This window comes from Bradyrhizobium japonicum USDA 6 (genome assembly GCF_000284375.1).
Classification (GTDB): Bacteria; Pseudomonadota; Alphaproteobacteria; order Rhizobiales; family Xanthobacteraceae; genus Bradyrhizobium; species Bradyrhizobium japonicum.
This window is the reverse complement of the sequence record NC_017249.1, coordinates 428,180-447,367: the sequence shown is the minus strand read 5'-3', so window position 1 is coordinate 447,367 and position 19,188 is coordinate 428,180. Positions and strand designations below refer to the sequence as shown.

Below are 19,188 nucleotides of genomic sequence, written 5' to 3'. Positions count from 1 at the left end.
GCGGGTTCAGGGAGCGACCATATGAATATCCATGAATATCAAGCCAAAGCGCTGCTGAACGAGTTCGGCGTCGCGATCTCGAAGGGCGTCCCCGTCCTGAAGCCCGCGGACGCGGAAGCCGCCGCCAAGGCCCTCCCGGGTCCGGTCTGGGTGGTGAAGAGCCAGATCCACGCCGGTGGCCGCGGCAAGGGCAAGTTCAAGGAAGCCTCGGCCGGCGACAAGGGCGGCGTCCGCATCGCCAAATCGGCCGCCGAGGTCGCCGAATTCGCCAAGCAGATGCTTGGCGCCACGCTCGTGACCGTGCAGACCGGCCCCGCCGGCAAGCAGGTCAACCGCCTCTACATCGAGGACGGCTCGGACATCGACAAGGAGTTCTACCTCTCGATCCTGGTCGACCGCGAGACCTCGCGCGTGTCGTTCGTGGTGTCGACCGAAGGCGGCGTCAACATCGAGGACGTCGCGCACAACACCCCCGAGAAGATCGTCACCTTCTCGGTCGATCCCGCGACCGGCATCATGGGCCATCACGGCCGCACCGTCGCCAACGCGCTGAAACTCTCCGGCGATCTCGCCAAGCAGGCCGAGAAGCTCACCGCGCAGCTCTACACCGCCTTCGTCGCCAAGGACATGTCGATGCTGGAGATCAACCCGCTGGTCGTGACCAAGCAGGGCCAGCTCCGCGTGCTCGACGCCAAGGTGTCGTTCGACGACAACGCGCTGTTCCGTCACCCCGAGGTGCTCGCGCTGCGCGACGAGACCGAGGAAGACGCCAAGGAAATCGAGGCGTCGAAATACGACCTCAACTACGTCACCCTCGACGGCAATATCGGCTGCATGGTCAACGGCGCCGGTCTCGCGATGGCGACGATGGACATCATCAAGCTCTACGGCATGTCGCCGGCGAACTTCCTCGACGTCGGCGGCAGCGCCAGCAAGGAGAAGGTCGCGGCCGCGTTCAAGATCATCACCGCCGATCCCAACGTGAAGGGCATCCTGGTCAACATCTTCGGTGGCATCATGAAGTGCGACGTGATCGCCGAAGGCGTCACGGCCGCCGTGCGCGAGGTCGGCCTCAGCGTGCCGCTGGTGGTCCGCCTCGAAGGCACCAATGTCGAGCTCGGCAAGAAGATCATCCGCGAATCCGGCCTGAACGTGGTGCCGGCCGACAATCTCGACGACGCCGCGCAGAAGATCGTGAAGGCCGTCAAGGGAGGCTGAGGCCATGACCCAGGACCATCTCGCCGCATCATCTCCGCTTGCAGAGCACACGCGCCTCGCCGCGTTCGCCGGCGAATGGAATGGCGAAGAGGTGGTCTTCCCGTCGCGCTGGGTCGCCGGCGGGCCGGCGACCTCGCACGTCGTCGCGCGCATGGATCTGAACGGCTTCTACCTGATCCAGGACTGTGTCCAGATGCGCGACGGCAAGCAGGCTTTTGCCACCCATGGCCTCTTCACCTACGACCGCGAGGACCGGACCTACAAATTGTTCTGGTACGACTCGCTCGGCTACACGCCGCCCTCGCCCGCCTCCGGCGGCTGGGTCGGCAAGACCCTGACGCTGGTGCGCGGCTCGCTCCGCGGCAATGCGCGCCACGTCTACGAAATCATCGACGACAATTCCTACTCGTTGAAGATCCAGTTCTCGCCGGACGCGGAAGGCTGGGCCGACGTGCTCACCGGCATCTACCGCCGCATCCACTGACCTCTCACTCGTTAGTTCGCGAAAGCAGACCTCATGTCCATCCTGATCGACAAGAACACCAAGGTCATCTGCCAGGGCTTTACCGGCAAGAACGGCACCTTCCACTCGGAGGCCGCGCTTGCCTACGGCACCAAGATGGTCGGCGGCACCTCGCCGGGCAAAGGCGGCGCCACGCATCTGGGCCTGCCGGTGTTCGACACGGTGCGCGAGGCGCGCGAGAAGACCGGCGCCGATGCGTCGGTGATCTACGTGCCGCCGCCGGGCGCGGCCGATGCGATCTGCGAAGCCATCGACGCGGAGATCCCGCTGATCGTCTGCATCACCGAGGGCATTCCTGTCGTCGACATGGTGCGCGTGAAGCGCTCGCTGGCCGGTTCCAAGTCGCGCCTGATCGGGCCGAACTGCCCGGGCGTCATGACCGCCGGCGAGTGCAAGATCGGCATCATGCCCGCCAACATCTTCAAGACCGGCAGCGTCGGCATCGTCTCCCGCTCCGGCACGCTGACCTATGAAGCCGTGTTCCAGACCTCGCAGGAAGGCCTCGGCCAGACCACCGCGGTCGGCATCGGCGGCGACCCGGTCAAGGGCACCGAGTTCATCGACGTGCTGGAAATGCTGCTCGCCGACCCCAAGACCGAATCGATCATCATGATCGGCGAGATCGGCGGTTCCGCCGAGGAGGACGCCGCCCAGTTCCTCAAGGACGAGGCCAAGCGCGGCCGCAAGAAGCCGATGGTCGGTTTCATTGCCGGCGTCACCGCGCCTCCCGGCCGCCGCATGGGCCATGCCGGTGCGATCATCTCCGGCGGCAAGGGCGACGCCGGTTCCAAGACCGATGCGATGAAATCGGCTGGGATTACAGTGTCTCCGTCTCCCGCCCGCCTTGGTCACACGCTTGCCGAAAAGTTGAAAGGCTAATTCACTTCTTCGTACTTTTCCGGGCGAAGTTTCGTAGCAAATAGGATAAATGGTGCCTGTCGCGCTGGGCCTCTGCCGGGGAGCTCAGCGCCAGCGCCGTTTGTTATGCGCGAACCGAAATCGCCAGGAACTCAAGCATGTCTCGCCAAGACGCGAACGCAGCCTTTGCCCTCTCTTCCTTTTTGCAGGGCACCAACGCCACCTACATCGACGAAATCTACGCCCGCTACGAGAAGGACCCGTCCTCGGTCGACGCCGAGTGGCAGGAGTTCTTCAAGAGCCTCAACGACCAGCCCGGCGATATCAGCAAGAACGCCGAAGGCCCGTCCTGGGAGCGCGCCAACTGGCCGCTGACCCCCCAGGACGACCTCACCTCCGCTCTCGACGGCAACTGGGCCCAGGTCGAGAAGGCGGTCGGTGCCAAGATCGCCGCCAAGGCGCAGGCCCAGGCGGGCAACAAGGGCGCCGATTTCTCGTCCGCCGACGTGCTCCAAGCCACGCGCGACTCCGTCCGCGCGCTGATGCTGATCCGCTCCTACCGCATGCGCGGCCACTTCCACGCCAAGCTCGATCCGCTCGGCATCGAAGCCCCGCGCAACCGCGAAGAGCTCGACCCGCGCACCTACGGCTTCAGCGAAGCCGATTTCGACCGCAAGATCTTCCTCGATCACGTGCTGGGTCTCGAATACGCCACGCTGCGCGAGATCACCGCGATCTGCGAGCGTACTTACTGCCAGACGCTCGGCGTCGAGTTCATGCACATCAGCAACGCTGCGCAGAAGGCGTGGATCCAGGAGCGCATCGAGGGCCCGGACAAGGAAATCTCGTTCACCCGCGAAGGCCGGCGCGCGATCCTGATGAAGCTGGTCGAAGCCGAAGGCTTCGAGAAGTTCTGCGACACCAAGTTCACCGGCACCAAGCGCTTCGGCCTCGACGGCGGTGAATCGCTGATTCCCGCGCTCGAGCAGATCATCAAGCGCGGCGGCAATCTCGGCGTGAAGGAAGTCGTGCTCGGCATGCCGCATCGCGGCCGCCTCAACGTGCTGACCCAGGTGATGGGCAAGGCGCACCGCGCCCTGTTCCATGAATTCAAGGGCGGCTCGGCCAACCCCGATGCGGTCGAAGGCTCCGGCGACGTCAAATATCACCTCGGCGCCTCCTCGGACCGCGAGTTCGACGGCAACCGCATCCATCTGTCGCTGACCGCCAACCCCTCGCATCTCGAGATCGTCGATCCCGTGGTGCTCGGCAAGGTCCGCGCCAAGCAGGACCAGCACGGCGATCCGCCGGACCAGCGCATCTCGGTGATGCCGCTCTTGATGCATGGCGACGCTGCGTTCGCCGGCCAGGGCGTGGTCGCGGAATGCTTCGGCCTGTCCGACCTGAAGGGCTACCGCACCGGCGGCTCCGTCCACTTCATCGTCAACAACCAGATCGGCTTCACCACCTATCCGCGCTACTCGCGCTCCTCGCCCTATCCGTCGGACGTGGCGAAGATGATCGACGCGCCGATCTTCCACGTGAACGGCGACGACCCGGAAGCGGTGGTTTTCGCGGCCAAGGTCGCGACCGAATTCCGCCAGAAGTTCCACAAGCCCGTCGTCATCGACATGTTCTGCTACCGCAGGCATGGCCATAACGAGGGCGACGAGCCGGCCTTCACCCAGCCGGTGATGTACAAGAGGATCGCGGCCCATCCGTCGACGCTCGAGCTCTACGCCCGCCGCCTGATCAGCGAAGGCGTGATGACCGAGGGCGAGGTCGACAAGGCCAAGGCTGACTGGCGCGCGCGGCTCGACGCCGAGTTCGAGGCCGGCACCTCCTACAAGCCGAACAAGGCCGACTGGCTCGACGGCAAGTGGTCCGGCTTCAAGATCGCCGACCAGGAAGAGGATGCGCGCCGCGGCGTCACCGGCGTCGACACCGCCGCGCTGAAGGAAATCGGCCGCAAGATCACCAAGGTGCCGGATGGCTTCCGCGTCCACCGCACCATCCAGCGCTTCCTCGACAATCGCGCCAAGGCGATCGACACCGGCGTCGGCATCGATTGGGCGACCGGCGAGGCATTGGCGTTCTGCACGCTGCTCAACGAGAACCACCATGTCCGCCTGTCGGGCCAGGATTCCGAGCGCGGCACGTTCTCGCAGCGCCATTCGGTCCTGATCGACCAGGAAGACGAGAGCCGCTACACGCCGTTCAACCATCTCGGCCACGAGCAGGGCCATTACGAGGTCATCAACTCGCTGCTGTCGGAAGAAGCCGTGCTCGGCTTCGAATATGGCTACTCGCTCGCCGAGCCGAACACGCTGACGCTGTGGGAAGCCCAGTTCGGCGACTTCGCCAACGGTGCGCAGGTCGTGTTCGACCAGTTCATCTCCTCGGGCGAGCGCAAATGGCTGCGCATGTCCGGCCTCGTCTGCCTCTTGCCGCACGGCTATGAGGGCCAGGGACCGGAGCACTCCTCGGCGCGTCTGGAGCGTTATCTGCAGATGTGCGCCGAAGACAACATGCAGGTGGTCTACCCGACCACGCCGGCGAACTACTTCCACGTGCTGCGCCGCCAGCTTCATCGCGAGATCCGCAAGCCGCTGATCCTGATGACGCCGAAGTCGCTGCTGCGTCACAAGCGGGCGGTGTCGCGTCTGGAGGAGCTCGCGAAGGGAACGACCTTCCACCGCATCCTCTATGATGACGCCCAGATGCTGCCGAACGAGGCGATCAAGCTCGTCCCCGACGAGAAGGTCCGCCGCATCGTGCTCTGCTCCGGCAAGGTCTATTACGACCTCTACGAGGAGCGCGAGAAGCGCGGCATCGACGACATCTACCTGATGCGCGTCGAGCAGCTTTATCCGGTGCCGCTGAAGGCGCTGGTGGCCGAGCTGTCGCGCTTCAAGAAGGCTGAAGTGGTGTGGTGCCAGGAAGAGCCCCGCAACATGGGTGCCTGGCACTTCATCGAGCCCTATCTGGAATGGGTGCTGAACCAGGTGCACGGTGCGAGCCGGCGTCCGCGTTATGTCGGCCGCGCCGCTTCCGCCGCGACCGCCACTGGTCTGATGTCCAAGCATCAGGCGCAGTTGAAAGCGTTCCTGGACGAAGCACTGAGCTGATCTTTCTGAACTGCGTCATGCCCCGCCTCGTGCGCAATTGCGCACTGGAGCGGGGCATCCAGTACGCCGCGACGTCCGTGCAGAGTACGAACGTCCGGCTTGCTGGATGGCTTGCCTTTCGCAGGCCGATGACGACCGAATTTTTGACCGCACCGGCGATCCCTTAAGGAAAAGACCATGACTGAAATTCGTGTGCCGACGCTCGGCGAATCCGTCACCGAGGCCACCATCGGCCGCTGGTTCAAGAAGGCCGGCGATCCCGTCGCCGTCGACGAGCCCTTGGTGGAGCTCGAGACCGACAAGGTCACCATCGAGGTCCCGGCGCCCTCCGCCGGCACGCTGAGCGAGATCGTCGCGGCCGATGGCGCAACCGTTGCGGTCGGTGCGCTGCTCGGCCAGATCACTGACGGTGCCGGTGCTGCGAAGCCCGCCGCTGCTCCCGCGAAGCCCGCCGCCGCCGCTCCGGCCGCCGTGGCTGCTGCTCCTGCGCCGGCTCCGGCCGCGAAGGCGCCGCCGGCCGATGCGCCGCTCGCCCCGTCCGTCCGCAAGCTCTCGGCCGAGACCGGCATCGATGCCTCCACCGTCCCGGGCTCCGGCAAGGATGGCCGCGTCACCAAGGGCGACATGCTCGCCGCGATCGAGCGTGCCGCCTCCGCGCCGACCCCGGTCAACCAGCCCGCCGCCGCCGTGCAGGTGCGCGCGCCGTCGCCGGCCGATGACGCCGCCCGCGAAGAGCGCGTCAAGATGACCCGCCTGCGCCAGACCATCGCGCGCCGCCTCAAGGACGTGCAGAACACCGCGGCCATGCTGACGACCTTTAACGAGGTCGACATGACCAACGTGATGGCGCTGCGTGCCCACTACAAGGATGCGTTCGAGAAGAAGCACGGCTCGAAGCTCGGCTTCATGGGCTTCTTCACCAAGGCCGTCGTGCAGGCGCTGAAGGACATCCCGGCGGTCAACGCCGAGATCGACGGCACCGATCTGATCTACAAGAATTACTACCACATCGGCGTCGCCGTCGGCACCGACAAGGGTCTCGTCGTGCCCGTGGTGCGCGACTGCGACAACAAGTCGATCGCCGACATCGAGAAGGGCATCGCCGATTTCGGTCGCCGCGCCCGTGACGGCCAGCTCAAGATCGACGAGATGCAGGGCGGCACCTTCACCATCACCAATGGCGGCATCTACGGCTCGCTGATGTCGACCCCGATCCTGAACGCCCCGCAGTCCGGCATCCTCGGCATGCACAAGATCCAGGAGCGGCCGATGGTCGTCGCCGGCAAGATCGAGGTCCGTCCGATGATGTACCTGGCCCTGTCCTACGATCACCGCGTCATCGACGGCAAGGAAGCCGTCACCTTCCTGGTCCGCGTCAAGGAGAGCCTGGAAGATCCGGCGCGCCTGGTGCTCGATCTCTGATCCCTGAAGCTCTGCGAGCGCCGTCGCCTTGTTGTGCGACGGCGCGGGTCGAACCATGGAGGCGCGCGTGACGGATAAGGTCGTTGTCATCACCGGCGGCAGCCGCGGCATCGGACGGGCGACGGCGATTGCGGCGGCCGCGCGCGGCTTCCGGGTCGTCGTTGGCTATGCCAGCAACAAAACGGCTGCTGACGAGGTGGTCGCCCAGATCGCGGCCAGCGACGGCAAGGCCATCGCGGTAAAATGCGATGTCGCCGAGGAAAGCGACATCATCGAGCTGTTCAAGCAAGCCGACAAGTTCGGCACGCTCGGTGCGCTCGTCAACAATGGCGGCATCGTAGGCCAGAGCGGCGTGCGCGTCGACGAGATGTCGGCCGAGCGCATCCGGCGCGTGATGGCCGTCAACGTCACCGGCTCGATCCTCTGCGCGCGCGAAGCGGTGAAGCGGATGTCGACCAAGCACGGCGGCCAGGGCGGCGTCATCGTCAATCTGTCATCGGTCGCTGCCAGACTCGGCGCGCCGAATACCTATGTCGACTACGCGGCGTCCAAGGGCGCGATCGATTCCTTCACCGTCGGTCTCGGCTATGAGGTCGCAGGCGAAGGCATCCGCGTCGCGGGCATCCGCCCGGGCCTGATCGATACCGAAATCCACGCTGCCGGCGGCGAGCCCGACCGTGCCCATCGTCTGGCTCATATGGTGCCGATGAGGCGCGTCGGCACCGCCGACGAAATCGCCAATGCCATCGTCTGGCTGATGTCTGACGAGGCCTCCTACGTCACCTCGGCCATTCTCGATGTGTCCGGCGGACGCTGACGCGCCGCGCGGACGCTGACACATCCTCATCACGTTAAACTCACGGGACTTTCTCTCATGGCTACCTACGATCTCGTCGTCATCGGCACCGGACCGGGCGGTTATGTCTGCGCGGTGCGCGCAGCCCAGCTCGGCATGAAGGTCGCCGTGGTCGAAAAGAACGCCACGCTCGGCGGCACCTGCCTGAACGTCGGCTGCATGCCGTCGAAGGCGCTGCTGCACGCCTCCGAAATGTTCGAGGAAGCCGCGCACTCCTTCGGCAAGATGGGCGTTTCCGTTTCCGCGCCGAAGCTCGAGCTTCCGGCGATGATGAACTTCAAGCAGCAGGGCATCGACGGCAACGTCAAGGGCGTCGAATTCCTGATGAAGAAGAACAAGATCGACGTGCTCAAGGGCACCGGCAAGATCTTAGGGACAGGCAAGGTCGAAGTGTCCGCCGATGGCAAGTCGCAAGTGGTCGAGACCAAGAGCATCGTGATCGCGACCGGCTCCGACATCGCGCGTCTCAAGGGTATCGAGATCGACGAGAAGCGCATTGTCTCGTCCACCGGCGCGCTGTCGCTGGACAAGGTCCCCGGCAAGCTGCTGATCGTCGGCGCCGGCGTGATCGGCCTCGAGCTCGGCTCGGTGTGGAAGCGGCTCGGCGCCGAAGTCATCGTCGTGGAATTTCTGGATCGCATCCTGCCCGGCATGGATGGCGAGATCGCGAAGCAATTCCAGCGCATCCTGGAAAAGCAGGGTTTTGTTTTCAAGCTCGGCGCGAAGGTCGCGGGTGTCGAGAACAATGGAAAGGCGCTGCTCGCAAAGATCGAGCCGGCCGCCGGCGGCGCCGCGGAGACGCTGGACGCCGACGTCGTTCTGGTCTGCATCGGCCGCGTGCCGTACACCGATGGGCTCGGCCTGAAGGAAGCCGGCGTGGCGCTCGACAATCGCGGCCGCGTGCAGATCGATCCGCATTTCGCGACCAGCGTGAAGGGCGTCTATGCCATCGGCGACGTCGTCGCAGGCCCGATGCTCGCGCACAAGGCCGAGGATGAAGGCGTTGCGGTTGCGGAGATCATCGCAGGGCAGGCCGGCCACGTGAACTACGACGTTATCCCAGGCGTCGTGTATACCACGCCGGAAGTATCCTGCGTCGGCAAGACCGAGGAGGAGCTGAAGCAGGCGGGTCAGGCGTATACCGTCGGGAAGTTTCCCTTTACCGCCAACGGCCGCTCCAAGGTCAACCAGACCACCGACGGCTTCGTGAAGATTCTCGCAGATGCGAAGACCGATCGCGTGCTCGGCGTGCACATTATCGGCCGTGAAGCCGGCGAAATGATCCATGAAGCCTGCGTTCTCATGGAGTTTGGCGGCAGCGCGGAAGATCTCGCGCGCACCTGCCACGCGCATCCGACCCGCTCGGAGGCCATCAAGGAAGCCGCGCTTGCGGTGGGCAAGCGGGCCATCCATATGTAGGCGACGCGCCTAGCCGAATCGGGCGGGAAACACATGCTGCGCCGCCTACTTCAACCGGTCTGGGTCCTGCTGGCGATCATCTTCCTGATCGAAGCTTGGCTGTGGGACCATCTCGAGCCGATCGTCGCGCGGGTTGTCGCAGCCATTCCGCTCGCACGTTTCAAGCAATGGCTGACCGAGCGCGTCGATGCGCTGCCGCCGGCCATGACGCTGATCGTGTTCGCGGTGCCGATCATCCCGCTGTTTCCGCTCAAGCTGATCGGCTTGTATCTGCTCACGCATGAATACTGGCTGACCGGCGTCTCCACGTTTCTGTTCGCAAAGCTGCTCGGCGTCGGCGTCACGGCCTTCGTGTTCGACGTGACGCGCGACAAGCTGATGGAGATGCACTGGTTCGAGCGGCTCTACGATCTCGTGATGAAGCTGCGCGCCAAGGCCGCCGAGCTGGTCGACCCGATCAAGCACCGCATCCGCGAGCTGATCGCCGGCAACGGCGAAGGCTGGTCCGCCCGTACGCTCCGCCTGATCCAGCGCTTTCGCAAGAGCGTGCACCAGGCGCGGTGATCTGCTCGCGACATACACACTGTCATCGCCAACATACTCGGTGTCATTGCCCGCGAAGGCGGGCAATCCGGTATTCCAGAGACGGTAAGGCTAGAACCGAGAAGCCGCGGCGTACTGGATGCCCCGGTCAAGCCGGGCATGACACCGTCGATGTTGTTGGCCTTATGCGCCCCGCATCAGCCCCTCAATGCAGATGCAGCAGATGCGGCCACCACAGGCCGAGCGCGGTCATGAGGAGGCCGGCCAGCGTCAGGACGCCGCCGACATAGGCGAGCGCGATCATGCCGGTGATGATGGTGGCCGAGGCCAGCACGATGCCGATCTGGAAGGCGGCGGAGGCCAGCTCGAAGTGATGGTATTTCGCGGTCGCCTCGTCGCGCTCGTGCTCGGCGTGCTTGGCCTTCTCGGCGAGCTGCTCGGTGCCTTCGCCGGTCTCGGGCTCGGAGCGGTAGCGCGCCGCGGTCTTGGTCCAGTCCTCGACCTGCTTCTGCACCACCGGCTTCAGGGCCTCGTCAGTGGTGCCGGCTAGCGTGAGCTTGCCCTGCTCGGATGCGGTCAGCACCACGGTGCGGCGGATGGTCTTGGCCTGGAAGAACGCCCAGAGATTGGCGGCCTCGACGTTCTTGCTGATCGATTCGGTCTGGGCGCCCTTGCCGAGCGTCTCGGAGATCGCCAGGAACAGCGCCAGCACGGCGATCAGAAGGGCGATCTTCTTGTTCGAGCCGGACGCGTGCTCGGCGTGCTCGGCATGCTCCATGCTTTCATGTGCGCTCATGATTCCCCTCCTGCTGCGGCGCGCTACGATTGACCGAATGCGTTGCCGGACGCAAGCGCCAAGCTCAAAGCCGCGTTCGCGGCATCCCGTCGTCGCGATGGCCGGGGTCTATCTCACGCGCTCGGACGGATATTCGATCGCGCGGCCGAAATCCGTATTGCTGTCATACGGCGTTACGAAAAAGCGTGGATGATGCGGCTCGAACGCCGCGCCGGACAGGCAGGAGAGCACCAGGGGAAACGTATCGACCAGCGTCAGGTCATCGGCCGCCATGGCGCGACAGGGGCCGGGCAATCGCATCGCGTTCAGGGCGCCGAACCGTTCGTGCAGATCCTCGTCCGTCCATGCCGTCGCCGGCTTCTGGAATTGGCCGCGAAAGGCCGTGCCATGATCCGACTGGAGCACGATCAGCGCGCCTGGATCGGCTCGCGTGATCTCATGGAGAAGTGCCAGCGTCTGTGAGTTGACGCAAGTGAGCTGCTCGATGAAGGCCGGCCGCGCTTCCGGGCGCCAGAGCTGGAGATCCGGATCGGCCGGGCGAAAGCTGCAATCCGACCGGAAACGGATCGGCGGGTGCGGCGCCAGGACATGGGCATAGAGAAAGAACGGCGCGGGCATCGCGCGGATGGTGCCCAGCTTCGCATTGAGATCGTCGACGCCGCCCCATGCGAACGGCGTCGACTGGCGGTGCTGCACGATCAGGTCGATGATCGGGGTGTTGGAGAGGATCGCGATGTCAAGCTCATCGAGCCCCAGATGGCCGCGCACGCATCGCGGCTCGTCCGGCGCGCATTCGGTCAGATAGTCGTAGCCGTTCTCGAAATGCACATAGGTGTAGCCTGCCGCCTTCAGGCGAGCCACGGTGCCGTTCTTGCCCCTGACGCGCGCCTGCATCTCCTGCAACGGCAGCGGTCGAAGCGCCTCGCCTTCGCCCTCAACAGAGTAGTCGAGGCCGGCCGTGCTGGAAATCGAATTGACGGTGGCCGGGAAATTGGAGCGGCTCTTGCCCAGCACGGCGAAGTCGAGCCCGCGCAGCGACTGGATGAAGTCGCCGTTGTCGAAGTTGAAATCCTCGGCGAGCACGTCCTGCCGCGGATACCCGTCGAGCACGATCCAGTAGATGTTTGGCGAGAGCGCAAATCGCTCGCGCGTCCCGCTCGTATCGGAGGCAGTGGCGTGCGCGGGGGAGCCGCGCATCGCGAATGTCGCAATTCGCGCGATCGACGGCACCGCAAATGCGGCCGACAGAACCAGCGCGATCGACACGGCGGCGCGATTGCGGATCGTGCCGAGTGTCAGGATGAGGCTGCCCAATGTCACCAGCACCCAGGCCAGTGGCGCCAGTTGGCCGAGATGCGCTTTCAGTTCGCGCTGGATCAGATCGATGTCGTAGGCGAAGAAGACGAACATCATCAATCCCGATGCAAGCAGGATGCGCCAGAGCGGCAGCCTCCGCAGCAGGATCTTGAGGCCGGCGGCCAGCATGGCCGTGATCGCCAATGTGCCGGCGGCATAGTGCAGCACCCGCGAGGGGCCGGCGAGCGCCGTGATGTTCCCGGCGTAGAAATCGAGCAAGGCCAACGTCGACAGGATCGCAGCCGCGAGCAGCGATCGCAGGAGAAGCCAGTGATCGTCCTGAGGGCGCATCGTCGCTAGCCCGCAACGCGTTCGAATTCGTACAGCGTGCGGCCGCCGGCCGCGAGTTCGAGCCGCTGCACGATCCGGGCGTGACGACCGAGCGCCTGCTCGAATTGCGCACTGTCGTAATCCTCGAAGATGTCGCGCCGCAGCCGCAGCATGCGCTGGACCATCGGATCCGGCTTCGGCACGAATTCGATCACGCCGCGCGGCGCGAGGCCGACCAGCCATTCCACGACAAACGGCAGCGGCACGTTGCGGCCGATCGCGAGGTGATGTACCAGCGCCAGCGCTATGACGGCGTCGGCATTACGGCGCGAGGTCAGGCCGGACCGCTCTGCCTCGGCCCAGCCCTGCGCGGGGCTCGGGTTTGCCGCGTCAGAGAACAGCGGCAGGAAGTTGAGGTTTCCGGCGGACGCGCGCGATGCCGCCGCCTCCAGTGCGTCGAGGTCGCTGTCGAAGCCGACCACCGATCCCGCCCCGTTCGCCAGCAACGCCTCGGCGTAACGACCGGTGTTGCAGCCGATGTCCCAGGCGCAGGCGGGCAGACGGCGGCGGGCGAAGTCCGCGACGAAATCCTGCTTCCTGCGCTCCTCGTCGCCGGCATAGGACACATTGCCGATCTCGTAGCGCTGCCATTCCGTCGGCGCGATCGCCTTCGGCGTCAGCTTCGAAATCCAGCCATGCAGCCGCTGCAGCACCAGTTCCAGCGCAGCCCTGGGCAGCGGCCTCGCCGGGCGGACGGCCGTATCAGGCGCGTGCCGCGCGCGTCGCTGCATCAGGTCCGGCAGTGTGATGTTGGTCAGGATATCAGGCGCGAGCCAGCGCCTGAACCGGCCGAGCAGCGCAACGATGTCGCTGCTCGCGATGCCCTCGAGCGCGCCGCGATACCAGGCATTGTGCGCAATCCCGAACAGCGCACGCAGCAGCAGCGGATTGACGAACTGCTCGATGAACTGGCGGTGGCCGGTCCAGTAGTCGCCGTCCTGGTACGGGACGAAGGAGGGGATGTCGATGAAGACCGGACGGTGGCCTGCGAACTGAACATTGTAGGCGCTCGCATCGGACAGCGCGAAACCGAAATCGAGTGCGCGCAGCTGCACGTCGAGGTGCAACAGAGCAGCGCGCTTGAGCAGCGCGAAGGGCCATTCATAGGGATAGGAGATGAACGGCAGTCTCGGGTGGACGAGGACGCGTCCGCCCCGCGCCGGCTCCGGCACCTCCGCCAGCAGTGCCGCATCGGCCTCGTCCGCCCCGATGATCCATCCACGCCCGGTCAAATCGTCATAGGCGCCGGATGATTTCAGCCGCGCGAAATTCCGCGCGGCCTCGCCGTTGACGGAGCGCAGGATCGTGTCGCCGGACGAGAAGATGGTGCCGTTGGGATCGCGGAATGAGCCGGGATCACGAATGGCCATTGCCCTAGGAGTCCTTGGGCCAGCGCTCCGAGGGAGCCTTCGAACGCCAGAACAATCCCAGGATCCGCCGTCCATAGGCGCGAACCGCAATCAGGCCGCCGGCAATGGCCGCGATCAGGCTCTGCACCGCGAATGCGCCCGTACCCGGATCGAGATAGGCGTAGGCGCTGGTCGGCATCAACGCGGCCAGACACGCCAGCATGGTCATGAAGACCACAGGAGATTTCTTCTTCATTGAAGCCCCGTCACGACGATGGCGGCCGGCCATAACGGGCCGGACGCGCTGTCTGTGACAGAGCGTAGCATTCCACCTGCGCGCGCAACCTTAAATCTTGTCCATCAAGGCGGACGTCGCCCAAATTTCGCCACCGCTGCACAGCCGGATTCCGCGAATAAGGCAGGCGGGACATACTCAGACATCATTTTTTCAGCGCCCGGTGCACGCGGTTGAATTGTCGGCTCCCTGTTCACCTTTGGTTGACCGAAGGACACAAACTGCAGCGGAGGCAAGCGTCATAGCCGCTGCCATTAATGGTTTCGCGTCTGGGCTGCTCTAGTCCTGCCTCATGACCGCCGCGGAATTCATCGCAGCCTGCTTCTGGCCCTTCATCGTCATCGCCGCCTTTGTGCTGCGGAAGATCCGCAACACCGCGGCGTTTCCGCTCGCCGTCAATATCGTCATCGTCGCCGCCGCTGCATACGTTGTTCTGGGGGCAGTCTACGACAAGAGCTCAATTATCGCGGTCAATGATATCCATGTCGTTTTCGTCGTAATGGGCCTGGCCATGGCCGGCTCGCAACTGCGACAGCCTCCGCTGTACGGCTCATTTCTCGACAAGGCGAAGGCGCTCGGCTGGATGATCCTGATCGTGCTGCTTGGCAGCGGCCTTGCGTGGTATGCTGGACGGATGCTGCTTCTCGATCATCTGACCTCCCGCCTCGTGATCGAAGGTCGCGTCGATCGTGCGTGGAGGTCAACTGGCCGCAGCAGGGCGGACTATCTCGTCCGCATCGCGGGCCAATCCGTGAAGGTCACGGAGCCGCTCTATGAGCGCCTCGACAAGTTCAGGCCAAGGGTCCGCGTCGAGCTTGGACGCGGATCGAACTACGTCTATGAGATCGAATATCTCTCGAACTGAACCGCAGCTTCAACGCCGCGGATGCGCGCTCGCATAGACTTCGAGCAGCCGCTCCGAATCGATGCCGGTGTAGATCTGCGTCGTCGAGAGTGAGGAGTGACCCAACAGCTCCTGGATCGCGCGCAGGTCGCCGCCGCGCGACAGCAGATGCGTGGCGAAGGAGTGTCGTAGCGCATGCGGCGTGGCGCTGTCGGGCAGGCCGAGCGCGCCGCGCAGCCGCTCCATCGCGAGCTGGATGATGCGCGGGCTCAACGCACCGCCGCGCGCGCCGAGGAAGATCGGGCCTTCCGCCGGCAGCGGATAGGGGCACATCGCAACGTATTCCTGCACGAGCGCGAGCACGTTCTGCAGCACCGGCACCATGCGGGTCTTGTTGCCTTTGCCGGTCACGATCAGCACGTCGCCCTCGCCGGGCCGTGGCACCTCGCGGCGCTTCAACCCCAGCGCTTCGGAGATGCGCAGGCCCGAGCCATACAAGAGCGCCATCACCGCGGCGTCGCGGGCCAGAACCCACGTCTCGCGTTCCTCGCCGGCGCGCTCGTCGGCATCGGCGAGACGTTTTGCGGAAGCCATCGGCAGCGGCTTCGGCAAAGTCTTGGCCACCTTGGGCGCGCGGATCGCCGACAAGGCGCCGACCTTGCCCTTGCCTTCGCGCTCGAGGAAGCGGCCGAATGAGCGCAGGCCCGCCAGCGCGCGCATCAGCGAGCGGCCGGCGATGTCGTCGGCGCGGCGCATCGCCATGAAGGCGCGGATGTCGGTGGCTTCCAGCGCGGCAAAGCGCGACAGCGTCACGCGCTCGCCCCAATGATTGCTGAGGAAATCCAGGCATTGCCGCAGATCGCGGCCATAGGCCTCCAGCGTCTTCGGCGACAGCCGCCGCTCGGCGCCGAGATGCGACAGCCAGCGCGTCATCTCCTGCGCGATCGAGGGATCGGCGCTGGCGAGCTCGATTGGGGGGGCCGCGGCTTTGCTCATGCGCTCTGGACGTATTGATTCCACCCAGTATATCGCATCACACCCGTTTACTGATCGCTAAGGCCGCCCGGGGGCGTTAGCTTCAGGGCCCCAAGGTTCCGATTCTCCCTCCAAAGACCATTGATGGATCATTCGTCGCGCAGCACGACCACCCCCGCCAACGCGACCCGCATGGTCGACGTGCTGGTGCCGGTCGCGCTCGACCAGACCTATTCCTACAAGGTGCCGCGCGGGATGGAGCTGAAGGCGGGCGATCTCGTCGGCGTGCCGCTCGGGCCCCGCGAGGTGCTGGCCGTGGTCTGGGCGGAAAACGCCAATCCCGATCCGCGCCTGCACAACCGGCTCAAGGAGGTCAGCGAAAAGCTCGATCTTCCTCCGCTGAAGCCTGAGCTGCGCTCGGTCGTCGACTGGGTCGCCAATTACACGCTGAGCCCGCGCGGCATGGTGCTGCGGATGTGCCTGCGCATGGGCGAGCATCTCGGCCCGGAGCGGGTGCGCGCCGGCGTGCGCCTGGTCGGCGATCCGCCGCGGCGGCTGACGCCGGCGCGGCAGCGCGTGATCGAGGTGCTGTCGGACCGGCTGCTGCACGGCAAGTCCGAAGCGGCGAAGGAAGCAGGGGTCTCGGCCGGCGTGATCGACGGCCTCGTCGACGAAGGCACGCTCACGATCGAGCCGATGCCGCCGCCTCCGCCGCCGCCGGCCCCTGATCCGGATTTCGGCCGGCCGGATTTCACACAGCTCCAGCGCGTCGCGGTCGATACGATGCGCGCGCTCGCGGCCAACGGTACGTTCCACGTCGCGCTGCTCGACGGCGTCACCGGTTCGGGCAAGACCGAGGTCTATTTCGAGGCGGTCGCGGAAGCGATCCGTCGCGGCAAGCAATCGCTGATCCTGATGCCGGAGATCGCGCTGACCGGCCAGTTCCTCGACCGCTTCGCGCAGCGCTTTGGCGTGCGTCCGATCGAATGGCACTCCGAGCTGACGCCGCGCACCCGCGCGCGCAATTGGGCCGCGATCTCCGAAGGCAGTGCGCCGGTCGTGGTCGGCGCGCGCTCGGCGCTGTTTCTGCCTTACGCCAATCTCGGTCTCATCGTGGTCGATGAAGAGCACGACCAGGCCTACAAGCAGGACGAGGGCGTGCATTATCACGCCCGCGACATGGCGGTGGTCCGCGCGCATGTCGCAAAGATCCCGATCGTGCTGGCCTCCGCCACGCCGTCGGTCGAATCCGAGGTCAATGCGCGCAAGAGCCGCTATCAGCGCATCGCGCTGCCCTCGCGCTTCGGCGGCCAGCACATGCCGCATATCGAGGCCATCGACATGCGCCGCGAGCCGCCGGCGCGCGGCCGCTTCATCTCGCCGCGGCTCGCTTCCGAGATCAGAAAAGCGATCGAGAAGCGCGAGCAGGCGCTGCTGTTCCTCAATCGCCGCGGCTATGCGCCGCTGACGCTGTGCCGTGCCTGCGGCCATCGCTTCGCCTGCACCATCTGCGATGCCTGGCTGGTCGATCACCGCTTCCGCCAGCGGCTGGTTTGCCACCATTGCGGCTTCTCGATGCCGCGGCCGCAGACCTGCCCGCATTGCGCGGCGGAGGAATCGCTGGTCGCGGTCGGGCCGGGCGTCGAGCGCTTGCAGGAGGAGGCGGCCGCGCTGTTCCCCGAGGCGCGCACCATGGTGCTGTCGAGCGATCTCATCACCTCGATCGAGACGATGCGCTCCGAGCTTGCCGAGATCGCGGAGGGCCGCGTCGACATCATCATCGGCACGCAGCTCGTCGCCAAGGGCCACAACTTTCCGCGGCTCAATCTCGTCGGCGTGGTCGATGCGGATCTGGGCCTGTCCAACGGCGATCCGCGCGCGTCGGAACGCACCTGGCAGTTACTCAACCAGGTGATCGGCCGCGCCGGGCGCGAGCAGGGCCGCGGCGTCGGCTATCTCCAGACCCACCAGCCCGATCATCCCGTGATGAAGGCGCTGATCGCCTGCGACCGCGAGGCCTTCTACGACAGCGAGATCGATCTGCGCGAGCGCACGCTCTATCCGCCGTTCGGACGGCTCGCGAGCCTGATCATTTCGGCCGGCGACCGTCCGAGCGCCGAAGGTTTGGGCCGCCGCCTCGTTGCGCTCGCACCGCGCGACGAGCGCGTCGTGGTGCTGGGACCGGCGGAGGCCCCGCTCGCCGTGATCAAGGGCCGCTACCGTTTCCGCATCCTGGTGAAATCGGCGCGCGGTTTCGATCTGTCGGACTATCTGCGCAACTGGCTGGCGGTGTGTCCGAAGCCGAAGGGCAATCAAAAGCTCGAAGTGGACGTCGATCCGCAGAGCTTTTTGTAGTTCCCCCGTCATTCCGGGGCACGCGAAGCGTGAACCCGGAATCCATTCATCCACCAACTCTGCGGCCTGATGGATTCCGGGCTCGATGCCACGCGTCGCCCCGGAATGACGACAACAAAAAGCCCGCTGTCCCCCAAGACAGCGGGCTTGCTTCACCTGCGCTGATCCCGCCGCTCACAGGTCCATGCGGACGCTGACTGGAGCTGCGCTTTGTCGGTGAGGCGCTGGTGGCGCCTTAGGAGACCACTTCCGCGGTGACGCGGCCGACGCCGGCACCGGTGAGGCCGATGGCGCGGGCAGCGCCAGTGGAGAGGTCGAGGACGCGGCCGCGAATGAACGGGCCACGGTCATTGATGGTGACGATCACGCTCTGGCCGCCATGGGTGACACGCAGCTTGGTGCCGAACGGCAGCGAGCGGTGTGCTGCGGTCATGGCGTTCTGGTTGAAGCGCTGGCCCGATGCAGTCCGGCTGCCGGACTCGTTGCCATAATAGGAGGCCATGCCGGAGAAGCTGCGACCCGTGCCCGACGACGGCGTCATCGACGCGTTGGCGTTGCGCCAATCGGAGGTCGTGTTGGCATCGTTCTGGACGTGATGGCGGTGATGATGGTGAGAGTGCCGGTGATGCCGGGATTTGGCAGCGGCTTCGGTGGCAGTTCCACCGACGAGAAGAGTTGCGGCAACGAAAGCAATCGCCGTGCGTGGCCGGGTCACGGTGCCCAGCGTCATCAAAGACAGCATTTCTGGTCCCTAAGCTAGTATTGCCACATGTGTGGCAAGAGGAGCCCCCATCAGTTTGTGAGCGGGATCGCGTTTCGATTCCCAATGAGGCGTGAATTGGGCAGTAAATCCATTCTATGTCGTCATGAAATATCTTGTGACTGGCATCGATATTGCAGCCGATGTTCTGCAGTCATTCG

16 protein-coding genes are annotated in these 19,188 nt (G+C 65.2%); 10 read left to right on the top strand and 6 right to left on the bottom strand.

Annotated features, from left to right (window positions below):
- Window positions 1–21: 21 nt before the first annotated feature.
- From sucC to BJ6T_RS01995, 8 genes are all read left to right on the top strand, one after another.
- Window positions 22–1,218 carry an ADP-forming succinate--CoA ligase subunit beta gene (gene sucC, locus BJ6T_RS02030; RefSeq protein WP_014490622.1) on the top strand — a complete coding sequence of 399 codons (1,197 nt, stop codon included), beginning with the start codon at window positions 22–24 and terminating at the stop codon, window positions 1,216–1,218.
- A 4-nt stretch (window positions 1,219–1,222) separates the two neighbouring features.
- Entirely contained in the window at window positions 1,223–1,702 is a 480-nt protein-coding gene (locus BJ6T_RS02025) for a DUF1579 family protein (protein WP_014490621.1), read from the top strand.
- 33 nt (window positions 1,703–1,735) lie between these two features.
- Entirely contained in the window at window positions 1,736–2,620 is an 885-nt protein-coding gene (sucD, locus tag BJ6T_RS02020) for a succinate--CoA ligase subunit alpha (protein ID WP_014490620.1), read from the top strand.
- 137 nt (window positions 2,621–2,757) lie between these two features.
- Window positions 2,758–5,727 (top strand): 2-oxoglutarate dehydrogenase E1 component, encoded by a 2,970-nt coding sequence (locus BJ6T_RS02015; RefSeq protein ID WP_014490619.1) that lies wholly within the window; start codon window positions 2,758–2,760, stop codon window positions 5,725–5,727.
- A 177-nt stretch (window positions 5,728–5,904) separates the two neighbouring features.
- Window positions 5,905–7,149, top strand: coding sequence for a 2-oxoglutarate dehydrogenase complex dihydrolipoyllysine-residue succinyltransferase (odhB, locus tag BJ6T_RS02010; protein WP_014490618.1), 1,245 nt, complete (start codon window positions 5,905–5,907; stop codon window positions 7,147–7,149).
- A 55-nt stretch (window positions 7,150–7,204) separates the two neighbouring features.
- The gene (locus BJ6T_RS02005; protein WP_014490617.1) at window positions 7,205–7,966 is read left to right on the top strand and encodes an SDR family oxidoreductase; all 762 of its coding nucleotides are present in this window, start codon (window positions 7,205–7,207) and stop codon (window positions 7,964–7,966) included.
- 57 nt (window positions 7,967–8,023) lie between these two features.
- Window positions 8,024–9,424: a dihydrolipoyl dehydrogenase gene (gene lpdA / locus BJ6T_RS02000; RefSeq protein ID WP_014490616.1), complete on the top strand. Its 1,401-nt coding sequence runs from the start codon at window positions 8,024–8,026 to the stop codon at window positions 9,422–9,424.
- A 33-nt stretch (window positions 9,425–9,457) separates the two neighbouring features.
- The gene (locus tag BJ6T_RS01995) at window positions 9,458–9,988 is read left to right on the top strand and encodes a hypothetical protein (RefSeq protein ID WP_014490615.1); all 531 of its coding nucleotides are present in this window, start codon (window positions 9,458–9,460) and stop codon (window positions 9,986–9,988) included.
- Between the two features lie 184 nt (window positions 9,989–10,172).
- On the opposite strand, the gene BJ6T_RS01990 is transcribed toward BJ6T_RS01995, so the two are convergent.
- The 4 genes from BJ6T_RS01990 to BJ6T_RS01975 all read right to left on the bottom strand — a co-directional run bounded on the left by BJ6T_RS01990 (window position 10,173) and on the right by BJ6T_RS01975 (window position 14,054).
- Window positions 10,173–10,763 (bottom strand): DUF4337 domain-containing protein, encoded by a 591-nt coding sequence (locus BJ6T_RS01990; RefSeq protein WP_014490614.1) that lies wholly within the window; start codon window positions 10,761–10,763, stop codon window positions 10,173–10,175.
- Between the two features lie 108 nt (window positions 10,764–10,871).
- Complete coding sequence (locus tag BJ6T_RS01985) at window positions 10,872–12,410, bottom strand: sulfatase (protein WP_014490613.1); 1,539 nt, start codon at window positions 12,408–12,410, stop codon at window positions 10,872–10,874.
- Window positions 12,411–12,415: 5 nt separating this feature from the next.
- A complete protein-coding gene (locus BJ6T_RS01980; protein ID WP_014490612.1) occupies window positions 12,416–13,819 on the bottom strand; it encodes a class I SAM-dependent methyltransferase in 1,404 nt (467 codons plus the stop codon).
- 4 nt (window positions 13,820–13,823) lie between these two features.
- Window positions 13,824–14,054, bottom strand: a complete 231-nt coding sequence (locus BJ6T_RS01975) for a hypothetical protein (protein ID WP_039227220.1) — start codon at window positions 14,052–14,054, stop codon at window positions 13,824–13,826.
- A 331-nt stretch (window positions 14,055–14,385) separates the two neighbouring features.
- On the opposite strand from BJ6T_RS01975, the gene BJ6T_RS01970 reads away from it, so the two are divergent.
- Window positions 14,386–14,958: a hypothetical protein gene (locus tag BJ6T_RS01970; RefSeq protein ID WP_014490610.1), complete on the top strand. Its 573-nt coding sequence runs from the start codon at window positions 14,386–14,388 to the stop codon at window positions 14,956–14,958.
- 9 nt (window positions 14,959–14,967) lie between these two features.
- On the opposite strand, the gene BJ6T_RS01965 is transcribed toward BJ6T_RS01970, so the two are convergent.
- The gene (locus BJ6T_RS01965) at window positions 14,968–15,933 is read right to left on the bottom strand and encodes a tyrosine recombinase XerC (RefSeq protein ID WP_014490609.1); all 966 of its coding nucleotides are present in this window, start codon (window positions 15,931–15,933) and stop codon (window positions 14,968–14,970) included.
- A 123-nt stretch (window positions 15,934–16,056) separates the two neighbouring features.
- Here BJ6T_RS01965 and BJ6T_RS01960 point away from each other — a divergent pair, with 123 nt between their 5' ends.
- Window positions 16,057–18,267 (top strand): primosomal protein N', encoded by a 2,211-nt coding sequence (locus BJ6T_RS01960; RefSeq protein WP_014490608.1) that lies wholly within the window; start codon window positions 16,057–16,059, stop codon window positions 18,265–18,267.
- 235 nt (window positions 18,268–18,502) lie between these two features.
- Here the strand turns inward: BJ6T_RS01960 and BJ6T_RS01955 are convergent, their stop codons facing one another.
- Window positions 18,503–19,009: a septal ring lytic transglycosylase RlpA family protein gene (locus tag BJ6T_RS01955; RefSeq protein ID WP_014490607.1), complete on the bottom strand. Its 507-nt coding sequence runs from the start codon at window positions 19,007–19,009 to the stop codon at window positions 18,503–18,505.
- Window positions 19,010–19,188: the final 179 nt, after the last annotated feature.

Coding starts and splice junctions, on each gene's coding strand:
- sucC (WP_014490622.1), top strand. CDS start 22: ATGAATATCCATGAATATCAAGCCAAAGCGCTGCTGAACGAGTTCGGC.
- BJ6T_RS02025 (WP_014490621.1), top strand. CDS start 1,223: ATGACCCAGGACCATCTCGCCGCATCATCTCCGCTTGCAGAGCACACG.
- sucD (WP_014490620.1), top strand. CDS start 1,736: ATGTCCATCCTGATCGACAAGAACACCAAGGTCATCTGCCAGGGCTTT.
- BJ6T_RS02015 (WP_014490619.1), top strand. CDS start 2,758: ATGTCTCGCCAAGACGCGAACGCAGCCTTTGCCCTCTCTTCCTTTTTG.
- odhB (WP_014490618.1), top strand. CDS start 5,905: ATGACTGAAATTCGTGTGCCGACGCTCGGCGAATCCGTCACCGAGGCC.
- BJ6T_RS02005 (WP_014490617.1), top strand. CDS start 7,205: ATGGAGGCGCGCGTGACGGATAAGGTCGTTGTCATCACCGGCGGCAGC.
- lpdA (WP_014490616.1), top strand. CDS start 8,024: ATGGCTACCTACGATCTCGTCGTCATCGGCACCGGACCGGGCGGTTAT.
- BJ6T_RS01995 (WP_014490615.1), top strand. CDS start 9,458: ATGCTGCGCCGCCTACTTCAACCGGTCTGGGTCCTGCTGGCGATCATC.
- BJ6T_RS01990 (WP_014490614.1), bottom strand. CDS start 10,763: ATGAGCGCACATGAAAGCATGGAGCATGCCGAGCACGCCGAGCACGCG.
- BJ6T_RS01985 (WP_014490613.1), bottom strand. CDS start 12,410: ATGCGCCCTCAGGACGATCACTGGCTTCTCCTGCGATCGCTGCTCGCG.
- BJ6T_RS01980 (WP_014490612.1), bottom strand. CDS start 13,819: ATGGCCATTCGTGATCCCGGCTCATTCCGCGATCCCAACGGCACCATC.
- BJ6T_RS01975 (WP_039227220.1), bottom strand. CDS start 14,054: ATGAAGAAGAAATCTCCTGTGGTCTTCATGACCATGCTGGCGTGTCTG.
- BJ6T_RS01970 (WP_014490610.1), top strand. CDS start 14,386: ATGACCGCCGCGGAATTCATCGCAGCCTGCTTCTGGCCCTTCATCGTC.
- BJ6T_RS01965 (WP_014490609.1), bottom strand. CDS start 15,933: ATGAGCAAAGCCGCGGCCCCCCCAATCGAGCTCGCCAGCGCCGATCCC.
- BJ6T_RS01960 (WP_014490608.1), top strand. CDS start 16,057: ATGGATCATTCGTCGCGCAGCACGACCACCCCCGCCAACGCGACCCGC.
- BJ6T_RS01955 (WP_014490607.1), bottom strand. CDS start 19,009: ATGCTGTCTTTGATGACGCTGGGCACCGTGACCCGGCCACGCACGGCG.